Annotated in this window: 10 protein-coding genes; all 10 read left to right on the top strand. The window is 61.7% G+C overall.

Annotated features, from left to right (window positions below):
* Positions 1-77: 77 nt before the first annotated feature.
* The 10 genes from WS46_RS00710 to WS46_RS00660 all read left to right on the top strand — a co-directional run bounded on the left by WS46_RS00710 (position 78) and on the right by WS46_RS00660 (position 12,751).
* Positions 78-1,466, top strand: coding sequence for a BNR repeat-containing protein (locus WS46_RS00710; protein WP_156443056.1), 1,389 nt, complete (start codon positions 78-80; stop codon positions 1,464-1,466).
* Between the two features lie 157 nt (positions 1,467-1,623).
* Positions 1,624-2,793, top strand: coding sequence for a nucleotide sugar dehydrogenase (locus tag WS46_RS00705; protein ID WP_059689028.1), 1,170 nt, complete (start codon positions 1,624-1,626; stop codon positions 2,791-2,793).
* On the top strand, positions 2,790-3,902 hold the full coding sequence (locus WS46_RS00700; RefSeq protein WP_059689027.1) for a glycosyltransferase: 1,113 nt from the start codon (positions 2,790-2,792) through the stop codon (positions 3,900-3,902). The genes WS46_RS00705 and WS46_RS00700 overlap by 4 nt, the downstream gene beginning before the upstream one ends.
* A 41-nt stretch (positions 3,903-3,943) precedes the next feature.
* Positions 3,944-4,450, top strand: coding sequence for a hypothetical protein (locus WS46_RS00695; protein WP_059689026.1), 507 nt, complete (start codon positions 3,944-3,946; stop codon positions 4,448-4,450).
* Between the two features lie 2 nt (positions 4,451-4,452).
* Positions 4,453-5,427, top strand: coding sequence for a polysaccharide deacetylase (locus tag WS46_RS00690; RefSeq protein ID WP_059689025.1), 975 nt, complete (start codon positions 4,453-4,455; stop codon positions 5,425-5,427).
* Positions 5,424-6,764, top strand: coding sequence for a glycosyltransferase (locus WS46_RS00685; protein WP_059689024.1), 1,341 nt, complete (start codon positions 5,424-5,426; stop codon positions 6,762-6,764). Before WS46_RS00690 ends, WS46_RS00685 begins: the two co-directional genes overlap by 4 nt.
* Positions 6,745-7,830 (top strand): glycosyltransferase, encoded by a 1,086-nt coding sequence (locus tag WS46_RS00680; RefSeq protein WP_059689023.1) that lies wholly within the window; start codon positions 6,745-6,747, stop codon positions 7,828-7,830. The genes WS46_RS00685 and WS46_RS00680 overlap by 20 nt, the downstream gene beginning before the upstream one ends.
* 15 nt (positions 7,831-7,845) lie before the next feature.
* Complete coding sequence (locus WS46_RS00675) at positions 7,846-9,321, top strand: glycosyltransferase (RefSeq protein ID WP_059689130.1); 1,476 nt, start codon at positions 7,846-7,848, stop codon at positions 9,319-9,321.
* Between the two features lie 1,074 nt (positions 9,322-10,395).
* Complete coding sequence (locus tag WS46_RS00665) at positions 10,396-11,217, top strand: SDR family NAD(P)-dependent oxidoreductase (RefSeq protein WP_373558348.1); 822 nt, start codon at positions 10,396-10,398, stop codon at positions 11,215-11,217.
* Position 11,218: 1 nt separating this feature from the next.
* Complete coding sequence (locus WS46_RS00660) at positions 11,219-12,751, top strand: LTA synthase family protein (RefSeq protein ID WP_257129894.1); 1,533 nt, start codon at positions 11,219-11,221, stop codon at positions 12,749-12,751.
* Positions 12,752-12,753: the final 2 nt, after the last annotated feature.

Genomic DNA, 12,753 nt, shown 5'->3' with positions numbered 1-12,753 from the left:
TGTGGCTAGGGGTGAGCGCTGCTTCAGATGGGTTCTTTGTACGGTGCGGCTTGGGGTAATTCGGAGAGGAGGTGGCCTTGGAAACGAAGCAGTTTGCCGTTCGATTGCTGGTCTTGCTGAGTGTCGCGGCATCTTCGGCATCGTGGGCGGCCGAGGCCACTGGTGCGAAGTGTGCGGGGATGTCACCGGATCTGACGATAGATCGGGTGTGGGGCGCTTCGCGTGTCAAATTCGATGCGTTGGAAGACCAGAAATTTATTTATGTTTCGTACTACGACGCGGATCGATGGTTGTCGGTTGCGCAGGTCAACAAATGCACCGGGGAGGTTGCGAAGACGAGGGTTGCATCGCGCTTTGGCGGGTGGGATGCCCACAACTCGATCGTCCTTGCGCTCGACAAGTCGAATCGCCTTCATGTTTCCGGGAATATGCACGCCTCACCGCTCGTATATGCACGAATGGACGCTCCGGACAAGTTGGCGGGCCTTGAAGCGGTTCGGCCGATGATCGGATCAGACGAGGTGCAGGCGACGTATCCCTATTTTTTCCGGTTCATGGACGGTGCATTGGGATTTTCGTACCGCTCCGGGCACAGCGGAGACGGCGAGGAATTTATCAACCGGCTCGATAACGCCGGTTGGGTGCGTTGGACAAATCGCCCGATTTTTGCCCCCACTTCCGAAAAGAAGCCCGTGAATGCGTACCATACGAATTACGTTCGCGGTCCGGATGGCTTCTTCCACGTTGCGTGGGTCTGGCGGGAAAATTACTTCGTCGAAACGAACTTCAACGTGAATTACGCGAAGAGTCGTGACCTCAAGACGTGGCAAAACAGTGCGGGCGACGTCATTCCTTTGCCGATTACACCCAGGACGGCGGAAGTCGTGGACGAGATCCCAGAAAGAAGCGGCCTGTTGAATAACATCCGGCTGGGGTTCGATGAGGCCGGGCGGCCCGTCATCTCATACTTGAAGTTCGATTCAAAGGGGGCGACGCAACTGTTCCATGCCCGCCTTGAAAACGGAATCTGGAAAACGGCGCCGGCAACGCAATGGACCTTCCGTTGGGATCCGAGGGGCGGAGGCACCATCAAGGGTGAAATCAACTTCTCGGGCGTGAAGGTGAGTGATGGCCACCTGATCGAACAGGTCAGCCAGCCGGAAATCGGCGCCAAGACACTCGTCTACGACGATAAATCGATGAAGGTGGCGGAGGCGCTTTCTCCCAATGTATGGAGTCCGTCTCCGGCTGTCCGGAAGGTGAAGGCACCTAATGGCGCAGTGCCCAACGTCCAGGTGGTGAGATTCGAGAATATGGCGGCACATGAATCGAAGGAAAGTCATGTCGTGACGTGGTTCAGCTTGCCGGCCGATAACCGGGACAAGCCGCGAAACTGTGATAACGCCGCCGTCCCGTGCGATTTCACTTCAGATCTGATCTTGCATACGGACCGTAGGTCGCCTTGATGGAGTTTTGGTCTGTCGTGGGTGTCGGATCGGCACGATGCTCGCCCGATCCGGAGCTCGGGATTCGTTATTTTCGGCTGCTCATATCAAGCAGCCAATGAAATTAAAGGTAGATATAAGAGATGAAAGTTCCTGTGTTTGCCTGTGAGAAACACGCATGAAAATCGCTATCGCCGGCACAGGCTACGTCGGCCTGTCCAACGCCGTCCTGCTGTCGCAGCACAATGAAGTCGTGGCTCTCGACATCGTCCCCGAGAAGGTGGCGATGCTCAACCGCAAGGAGTCGCCGATCGAGGATGCCGAGATCGAGGACTACCTGCGCCACAAGAACCTGAACTTCCGCGCGACGCTGGACAAGGAAGACGCGTACGCCGGCGCCGACTACGTGGTGATCGCCACGCCGACCGACTACGATCCGGACACGAACTACTTCAACACCCGCTCGATCGAGGTCGTCATCCGCGACGTGATGGCGATCAACCCGCGGGCGGTGATGGTGATCAAGTCGACCATTCCGGTCGGCTACACCGAGCGTACGCGCGCGGCACTCGGCACCGACAACCTGATCTTTTCTCCCGAATTCCTTCGCGAAGGCCGGGCGCTGTACGACAACCTGCACCCTTCGCGGATCGTGATCGGCGAACGTTCCGAGCGAGCCGAAGCGTTTGCCGGCCTGCTGAAGCAGGGGGCGATCAAGCAGGATATTCCGACGCTGTTCACGGGCAGCACGGAAGCCGAGGCGATCAAGCTCTTCGCGAATACGTACCTGGCGATGCGCGTGGCCTATTTCAACGAACTGGACACCTATGCCGCGCAGCACGGTCTCGACACGCACCAGATCGTCGACGGCGTATGTCTCGATCCACGCATCGGCGCGCACTACAACAACCCGAGCTTCGGCTACGGCGGCTACTGTCTGCCCAAGGATACGAAGCAGTTGCTGGCCAACTATCGCGACGTCCCGCAGAACCTGATTCGTGCGATCGTCGAGTCGAACAGCACGCGCAAGGATTTCATTGCCGAGAGCATTCTCAAGCGCAAGCCGAAGGTCGTCGGCATTTACCGCCTCGTGATGAAGGCCGGGTCCGACAATTTCCGCGCGTCCAGCATCCAGGGCGTCATGAAGCGCATCAAGGCCAAGGGCGTCGAGGTCATCGTCTACGAGCCGGCATTGCACGAATCGACGTTCTTCAACTCGTCGGTCGTCCACGATCTGGCTGAATTCAAGCGCTCCGCCGACGTGATCGTTGCCAACCGCCTGACCGACGATCTGACCGATGTCGCAGGCAAGGTCTACACGCGCGACCTGTTCGGCGGGGACGCATGATCGGCCAGGAGTCCGGTCACCCGGCGCGCGCGGCGAGCGCGTTGCCGCGCATCCTGTTCTTCAACGTGAACGGCTCGGGCATGGGCCATCTGAACCGTTGCCTCGCGTACGCGCGTCGCCTGCGGGGCCGCGCGCGCCCGTTTTTCTTTTCGCTGGCGTCGGCGATCGAGATCATCGAGGAGATGGGATTCGAGGCGGACTATTTCGTTTCTCATTATTGGTCGTCGAGCTCGACGTTCGGCTGGAACAGCGAACTGGCTGTGCGGCTGGGCCTGATGCTGGAGCGGGTTCGCCCGGATGCGGTCGTATTCGACGGAACGTGGCCCTTCAAGGGTTTGCTGACGGCATGCGAAATGTATGGATCGCCCGTCCTCGTGTGGTCCAATCGCGGGCTGCTCAAGGCCGATACCAAGACGGTGCCGGTGGACGAAGCGCTGTTCGATCTCGTGATCCGGCCGGGTGAACTGGGCGCGACCGAAGCACGCGCGTCGCTGACGAACGGCGGCACGCGGCTGTCGGTGCCACCGGTCTGCCTGCTGGAAGACGACGAGTTGCTCGACCGCACAGCGGCGAGAAACGCGCTCGGCCTGCCGCAGGCCGGCCGCTTCGTCCTCTTTTCTCTCGGCCCGGGCAACCTGAAGGATGTTGCCGGCATTGGGCACGGACTGATCGCCGCATTCGAGGCGGCCGGATTCCAGGTGGTCTGGGCGCGGGCACCCATTTCGGTGCGCGACGTCGAATTGCCGGCCGGTGTGCTGCCGATCTCGGTCTACCCGTTGGCGCGCTATCTGCGTGCGTTCGATGCCTTTGTCGGCGCCGCGGGCTACAACACCTGCTGTGAACTGGTGCAGTCGGGCGTGCCCGCGCTGCTGGTGCCCAACGCGCAACTGGTGGACGATCAGGTTCGCCGCGCGCGGATGGTCGCCGACGCGATGCCGGCCGTCGTGTCGGCTTGCGAGACCGAGCAGGAACGCAACGCGGCCGTCGATGCGCTGCTGGGCATGTTGCCCGAGGCGGCGCCCGCGCGGTGCGCGGTGCCGATGAACGGCGCGTCGCTTGCGGCGGACGAGATCATGGCCAGGATTGCTGACAAGAGGCGAACGCATTGAGCATCATCGACCAAACCCGGGCCTTGAGGCACGAATTGCGCATGCTGGCGGCGAAGCCCGACTGGACGTTGCTGACGCGCCATGACCTCCTCGCCGGGAAGCCGCCTGCCACGCTGAAGGAGCGCGCGTGGCGCGGCATCAGGCGCGTGCTGGCCACGTTGGGTGTGATTACGCCTCACGTGACGAACTATCCGTGGCTGCCGACCCTGAAGCACGCGCCGGTTTCGGCCGAAGCGGACACATTGCTGATCTGGGCGCCGGGTACGGAGCGCGATGCACTGCGCCGTGCGTGCGAAGGTTTTTCCGCGCGACTGAAAGGCAACGATGCGCTGGCGCCGGTACTGGTGACCGACGTGGCCGATTTCGCCTTCTATTCGCGACTGGGCTGGCTGGTGGAATACCTGCCGGAATTGAGCGGCGACGATCGTTCGTATCGCGAAAGAAAGCGCGCGTATCTCGCGTGGCGCTATCGCGATGCGCGAATCGTGCCGCCGGCCGCGGCGCAGGCCAGCGACGCCGACTGGAAGGCATTGGTGGAAGTGAACTGAACATGATGGATAGAAATCGCTATGCCATGTTGACGGTGGATACCGAGGCGCTGCCCAAGCGCGCCACGGAGGATCACGTCAAACGGCTGATGTGGGGTGTGCACGAGAAGGGGCGGGCAGGGGTTGCCGAAATGGCTTCCATCGGCGACGAGTTCGGCGTCAAGCACGTGTTCTTCGTGGATCAGTGCGGCGCGTATGCACACCTCGATGAAACGAAGGAGGTCGTGCGCCGGCTGGATGCCGCGGGGCAGGACGTTCAACTGCATACGCATCCGGAATACCTGCCGGACTCGTTCTGGGCCGAGCACGGCCTCGCGCGACGGCCGCAATACATGAATCAATACACGGACGATGCGCGCGCGGAGTTCGTGATTCGTCACTTCGGCGGGCTGATTTCGGCGGAAACGGGCAAGCCGGTGCTGGCGCACCGTGCCGGTTCGTTTCGCTGGAACGCGTCGACGATCCGGGCGCTGAAGTCCACCGGCGTACAACTGTCGTTCAACAATTCCCTGTGCGCGGTCCATGCCGGGCAGTGCAACTACAGCGAGCCCACGAATCTGCCGTTCCAGTGGTCGAACGGCGTGATCGAAGTGCCGATGACGGAAAAGAAGATCTTGCCGAAGGTCGGCAAGGAAGAATGGTGGGCACGCCTGACTTATCCTGAATCGCCGTATTTCCGGTTTCGTCCGTGGTGGGGCAAGCTGCTGCTGGACGCGTTCAGCGGCAGTCCGACGTTCTCGATTTTCCTGCTTCATTCGTGGTCGCTGCTGTATTGGGACGAGAACGGGCATGCGACCTATCGGGACGACCAGCGTGTCGAAGGCTACCGGAAACTCCTGTCGCGCCTGACGAAGGACTACGACGTGATCACGACGTCGGAATTCCTGGACTTGCAGGCCCGCGGCAGGATCCGGACCACGCATACGACCGATCTCGCCCGTGCCGAACTGAAAGCGGCCAGGGCGGCGAAAGCATGAGTACGATGCTCGATTCGTTGCAGACGGCGTTGATCGAGCCGCTGCTCGCGATGAGCCGTCGACTGACGGCGCATGTGCTCGAGCGCAAGTTGAAGCAGCGTTCGCGCGGCGTGCCGTTCGTCGGCGATCCGGACAGCATGCTGTACGTGGCGGCGAGCGCATTGCCGTATCACACGAGCGGCTATACGACGCGCACGCACGAAGTCGTGCGCGCATTGGCGGCTGCGGGCGGTCGTGTGCATCCGCTGACGCGGCCCGGCTATCCCGGCGATCGCGCGGATCGCCTGACCGACGCCGCCGGCAGCGAGACGCAGGTGAGCGAGGTCCGGTATCTGCATGCGAGCGCGCCGTTCAACAACCGGCCGGTGCTGATGTATGCGTTGCAGGCGGCGCCCGTCATCGCGCGCGTGGCCATGCAGCATCGCGCGTCGGTGATCCACGCGGCGTCGAATCACGTGAACGCGTTGCCGGCCCTGCTGGCGGCGCGGCAACTGGGCATTCCGTTCCAGTACGAGATGCGCGGGTTGTGGGAGTTGACGCGCATCTCGCGCATGCCGGAATACGAAAGGCGGCAGGGGTTCGCGCAGGGGCTGCAGCTGGAGGGTCTGGTGGCCCGGCACGCGGACAAGCTGTTCGTGATCTCGGCGCAACTGGGCCGGTTCGCGCGCGATCGCTGGGGGATTGCCGGCGATCGGATGCATCTGCTGCCGAATTGTGTGGATCCCGAACGGTTTACACCCGCGGCGCCCGAGGAGATCGACGCCGACACGATTGGATATGCAGGCTCGCTGATCGGCTATGAAGGACTCGACACGTTGATCGATGCGGTCGGCCGGTTGAGTGGGCAAGGGCGCGCGGTGCGGGTCGAGATCGTGGGAGAAGGCGAGGCACGGCCGGCGCTGGAGGCGCAGGTCCGGCGCCTCGGATTGTCGGAGCAGATTCGCTTTCTGGGCCGGACTTCGCCCGAGCAGGCGCGCAGGACGCTCGGTCGTTGCGCACTGGTGTGCATCCCGCGCAAGCCGTTCAAGGTTTGCGAGATCGTGCCGCCGATCAAGCTCGTGGAAGCGCTCGCGATGGGCAAGCCGGTGATCGTGCCGGATCTGCCGGTGTTTCGCGACGAAATGGGTCCGAGCCCGGCTGGCTGGTTTTTCAAGGCCGGCGATGCGATCGACCTGGCACGGGTGATCGATGCGGCGTTGTCCGATCGCGGTACGCTCGCGGCGCTCCGTGGCCAGGCGAGAGAATACGCGGCCACACAGCGCCGCTGGCGCGAATTTGTCATGAACGCACTGCCAATGTCGCAGGGTGAGGGGTTAAATGGTCGGCAGGGTCATTAGAAAACTGGGTTCGTTGGTCTACGACTATCCGACGGTTGCGGAGGATGTGGAGCAGGCCGGACGCTTCGGGGGCCTGAAGATCGCGCTCGTCACCGATTACTTCACGGCGGACTGCCTGTCGGCGGAATGTCGCGTGCGCACCATGACGCCTGTCAACTACGCGGACGTGATCGGCAACTGGAAACCGGATCTCGTGCTCGTGGAATCGGCGTTTCACGGCGTGGACGGGAGCTGGCGCTACGAGCTGGCGCGACAGTCGCCGCCGATGCGGCTGAGCAAGCCGACGGCGATCTTTCGCCTGGTCGACTTCGCCAGGCGCGCGGGCGTTCCGACCGTATTCTGGAACAAGGACGACGGCGCGTTCTTCGATACGTTCATCGACGTGGCGAAGGTGTTCGACTACGTGTTCACGACCGACGAGGCCTGTCTCGACCGATATCGGCAGCAGGTGCCCGCGCACGTGCCGGTCAATACGCTGGTGATGCCGTATCAGCCGGCGTCGCACAATTTCTCGGGCTTCAATTTCGTTCGCAACGAAGCGTGCTTCACGGGCAGCTACTACCGGCGCATCCTGAATGAACGCCGCCGTTTTCTCGACATGGTGTTCGACACCTGCGAGCAGAGCAATCTGCAGCTCAACGTATTCGATCGCAATCACGATCGCCTGTCGCGCTTCTTCGAGTTCCGCTATCCGAAGCAGAACGGGCTGCGCGTGCACGGCAGGGTGCCGCATCGGGAAACCGCGCAGGTGTACAAGTCGCATGCGATCTCGATCAACGTGAATTCGGTGACGGGCTCCGAGACGATGTTCTCGCGACGCCTGCTCGAGATTCTCGCGTGCGGCGGCATCGCGGTGACCAACGCGAGCTGCGCGGTCGACCGGTATTTCCGCGAGTTCTGCCACGTAATCGATACGCATGACGAAGCGCGGGAGTTGTTTTCGCGGCTTCGGCACGGCCCGTCGCAGGATGATCTGGACCGGGCCGAGGCAGGCGCACGCTACGTACGGCAGAACCATACGTGGGCGCACCGGCTGGAAGAAATCTGCGCCGTCGTGAAAATCTGAGGGGAAGTGGTCACGATGCTCGCGCTGCTTTCCTACGCTGCCCAGCTGGTTTTCCTGCTGGTGGTGCTCTACTTTGCGCTGTACGTGCTGCTCGAATTGCGCGTGCTGCTGATTTCCCGCAAGGTCGAACGGCGCAAGCTGACCGACCTGGCGCAGCCCGTCCGGATATCCGAAGACGGGTTTCATCCTCGGGTCAGCGTGCTGCTGCCGATCTGCAACGAGTCCGAGATGGTCGAGCGGCTGATCGATGCGGCCTGCCGCCTGACCTATCCGTCCAACGAGATCGAGATCCTGGTGCTCGACGACTCGTCGGATGCGACGACGAAGCTCGCGCGGGCGAAGGTCGATCGTTACGCCGCCGACGGAATCGACATCCGGCTCATCAAGCGTCAGTCGCGAACGGGCTACAAGGCCGGCAATCTGGTCAACGGCATCCAGCAGTCGTCCGGCGAGTTCTTTGCGATCTTCGATGCGGACTTCGTGCCGCCTGCGGATTTCCTGCTGAAGACCATTCCGTGTTTCACCGATCCGAAGCTCGGCTTCCTTCAGACCGGCATCGGCTACGAGAATCGCGACGCGTCGTTCCTGACACGCTTCCAGGCCATGGAAATGGGCCACCAGCAATACGTGACGGTGGGGCTGAGCGAGGACGGCGACATGGCGTCGCTGAGCGGCAGTTCGTGTGTGTGGCGCAAGGAGTGCGTCGATGCGCTGGGCGGCTGGAATGCGTCGACGGTCACCGAAGATGTGGACCTGGGCTATCGCGCGCAGTTCGGCGAATGGAAGTATGCGTATCTGCGAGAAGTCGTTTCCATGTCAGTGCTGCCGGAGACCATCAGCGCGTTTCGCATTCAGCGCGAACGCTGGGGGCGCGGCCTGATCCACAGCGGGTTCAAGCATGTCGGACAGATGCTGTCGCAAAGCATGCCGCTGATGAAGCGGATGCACGCGATCTCGGTGATGTTCTCGTCCGTGCTGCTGGCTTCGATCTATGTGCTGATACTGCTCAGCATGCCGTTGACTTGCCTGGTGCATTTCGACGGCGAGGGGATTCATCTCGGCGCATTCGTCTTTTTCGTTCTGGTGGCGATCTGGGCGCTTGCGAATGCGTTCGGTTCGCGCAAGGGCGCGAGATTCGACGACAAGCCGAGTGTTCTGAAAACGGTATGGGATACCTACCTTTATATCGCGATGTTTTTGCCGATGGCCTGGTATTACTTCGCGGGGGGCGTCCGTGCGGTTTTCGGCGTGTATAGCGGCTTTCATCGCACGCCAAAAGGCAGGGAAGCCTATCGCTCGACGATGCCTCGCATCAATGCAGTTCTGCTGGCCGGGGAAATCGCCACGTTCGCCTATTCACTCATGACGGTTTTTCTGGCGATTCAGAAGAAGAACTATGTTTTGATTCCGCTCAACGTAACGGTTTGCGTCGGCTTCGGTATGGTTCTCTTTTGGTCATGGCAAGAGCATCGTGCCCGCGTGCAATCGTGATTTCCGCGTAAGCGCAGTCCAATCGACCCGAATGGCGGGCACGGATTGCCGATTTGTTAAGGGCGCCTTCCTTTCTCGCATATGGTCCGTAAAGCTGATTGTCAGCATCGAAAGAAACGCAGGTATTTGCACGACGAGGGAGCGCAAGATCACGAACGATGTTGTACGACGAATGCCTCAGGCCGCCGATGCGTTGACCGGCGGTGCTCGCTCGATCGAATCGGAGCGTGCGTTCACTTTTACCGATGGCGCGGCTGCCCGGCTTCGCTCCCGTCTCCGGTCCGGCGCCGATCTGGAGGTGCCGCCTGACGATTTGCATACGTGACCCGGCGAATCAAGCGAGTCGAAGGATCATCAAGATTTGCAAAGAAGATTCGAGGAATTCTGTACGTCCCAATTGGACGGGGCAGAATGCCACCAGACAGTCTCTCATCGAACCCGCCAAGTCGGAGATTCATGTCTGATAAATGGCCAGGCAACTTTAACAACGGCTTGCAGGATTGCCGCATGCAGCCGGCCGAACGGTGACGCGATCATCGGCATTCGACGCGACTAAAACGTCGTGCGAATGGACCGCTACCGGACGGTCAAGTGAAATGATTCGGCAGTTTTTTCCGATGTTTGCACTTCGCGGATCGGCGTGCGACCGGTGCCTGACGATTGCAAGCAATGCGAGTTTCGTGTTTTGCATGGTTCCGATCGGCGAGAGCATGTGCGGCGTAAGCGGTCGTAACATGCAAGGTATTACTCGAATATTAATATTGATGTATGATCGCGTCGGCGCGTTGTAAGCTTGTGGCCAACAACCTTTCGCGTCGCGCAAATTTCCATGCGGTGTCGTTTCGCTGCATGGCCCGCACATTTTTTCGCAACCCTGATTCGGGCGGTCGCACATCGCTACACCGATGTTCCGTGCCAATGCGTGATGTGTCGCGGACGTAGTCAAATCATACGAAATAATCGAACGCAATAAATCGATAATGTTGTCTGCTGCTTGATCGAAATATCAGGCAGCGCTTCGCGCTTGAAGATCGATAACCAGACACCGCTGAAAAACAAAGTCTGTTTAAAACGATGGAAAGCAGCAATATTCGCAACCGGGGAGGGCAGGTGAGCGCAAGCGGGCCACGAGCAATCGTGATAACCGGCAGCAGTGCCGGGCTTGGACGTGCGCTGGCATTGAGTTATGCCGCGCCCGATACCACGCTGGGGTTGATCGGCAGAAATTCGGCGCGGCTGGAATCCGTCGCCGCGGAGTGCCGTGCGCGCGGCGCCCGCGTCGTGATCGGCTGCATGGACGTGCGCGACTCGGCCACCGTCCAGGACTGGATGATCGATTTCGATACGCGCTATCCAATCGAATTGATGATTGCGAATGCAGGCGTGGCCAGCACGCTGCAGTCCGCGGACGACTGGGAGCACATGGCGCGCACCGCCGATGTCGTCGATACCAACCTGTACGGCGCGTTGCATGCGGTGCTGCCGGCCATCGACCGGATGCGCATGCGCCGGTGCGGACAGATCGCGGTCGTCAGTTCGCTCGCCGCGTTGCGGGGTATGGCCATCTCGCCCGCCTACTGCGCGAGCAAGGCGGCGCTGGTCGCTTACTGCGATTCCGTGCGCCCGATCCTCGCACGCGAGGGCATCGGCCTGTCGGTCGTGATGCCGGGCTTTGTCCGCACGGCGATGAGCGACGTCTTCCCGGGCAGCAAGCCGTTCATGTGGAGTGCGGACAAGGCTGCCGGTTACATCAAGAAGCGCCTCGCGCGACGCCGCGTGGAAATTGCCTTTCCGTTCAGTCTTGCCTTCGGCATCAAGTTGCTGCGCCTGCTGCCGGCCACGCTGGCGGATGCCATTCTCGGTCGTCTGTCCTATCTCCCGCGCGGGAAGGCGTGACGTGCTGCCCGGATTCGCGTTCGCGGCTGCGGCAGCCGCACTCTCGTTTCTCGTAGAGGCCATCGCGTATCCGCGCGCGTCGTTCGTCCGTTCGCCGACGGCGATCGCTCTGCATGTCTGCGCGTTCGCGATCGTGGCGGGCGCGACTTTCGCCGTGACGGCACGGCCGCTTTTCTCGGCATCCGTCGCCCTCGTGCTGATCGCGTTGCTGGCCGTCATCAGCAACGCAAAATACGAATCCCTGCGTGAACCCTTCGTCTTTACGGACCTGAGCCTGTTCAGCCAGGTTTTCGCCCATCCGCGTCTTTATCTGCCGTTTCTGAGTGCGGGCAAGGTGTTCGGCATCGTTGCCGCCGTGGCGGTCGCGACGGTCGGGTTTTTGCTCGAACAACCGGCCGGCATGCTGGCGCGTGGCGCCGCCGCAGTGATCGCGGTCGCTTGCGCGCCGTTTTGTGTCGCGCTGTCGCGTCGCATACCGCTGACGCTCGACCCGATGGCGGACCAGCGTCGGACGGGTTTCTTCGCGGCATTCGTCGCTTACCTCGTCAACGGGCTGCGGCGTGCGGAGCGCAACGCGTTCTTTCGCGCGGTCGACGCCGGGCCGTTCGCCGGCGGCCGTCCGCACGGCACGCCGGACGTGATCGTCATCCAGAGCGAATCCTATTTCGACGCGCGTCGCCTCGGCGCATGCGTGTCGGCGGAGCCGTACGCGAATTTCGATCGCGCCCGCCGCGAGGCATTCACGCAGGGCAGCCTGGACGTTCCCGCCTGGGGCGCCAATACGATGCGCAGCGAATTCGCGATGCTGACGGGATTGCCGTCGGCGGCGCTCGGCTATTCGCGCTTCTACCCATACATGTATGTGCGCCGCGCATGTGCGTCGCTGGCCGGCTGGTTCAAGCGAGGCGGATATCGCACGCTCGCGATTCATCCGTATCACGCCGATTTCTTCGGGCGCAACCGGGCATTCCGGTTCATGCATTTCGACCGTTTTCTGGATATTCGGGATTTCGGCGGTGCCGCGCGAGTCGGGCCTTATATCGGAGACGGCCCGGTGGCCGATGCCATCATCGCGGCCCTCCAGGAGCACGGCGACGGGCCGGTGTTCGCGTTTGCGATCACGATGGAGAACCACGGCCCGCTGCATCTGGAACCGGTCGGGCCGGGCGAATCCGAATCGCGGCATACGCTCGGCGACGACGCGCGCTGGCGCGACCTGACCGCCTATCTTCGACACGTCGAGAATGCCGACGGCATGATCGGCAAGCTGACTGATTATCTCCGCAAGCGGGAGCGTCCGACCGTGCTGTGCTTTTACGGCGATCACGTTCCCGCGCTGACTTCGGTGTTCGACGCGCTCGAAACCGAACCGACCAATAGCGATTACTTTATTTGGCGCAACTTCGCGAACGATTTCGGCGAGCACCGAAACCTTCGCGTCGAGAGTCTCGGTGCCGCGATACAGCGCGCGATGGTGCACGTCGATTGCACTCGCGCCGCTTCGCCGACCGGGATGCTTCGGACGCCGGCGTGATG

This window comes from Burkholderia sp. RF4-BP95, assembly GCF_001521985.1.
Classification (GTDB): Bacteria; Pseudomonadota; Gammaproteobacteria; order Burkholderiales; family Burkholderiaceae; genus Burkholderia; species Burkholderia diffusa.
This window is presented reverse-complemented; position numbering and strand designations above follow the sequence as displayed.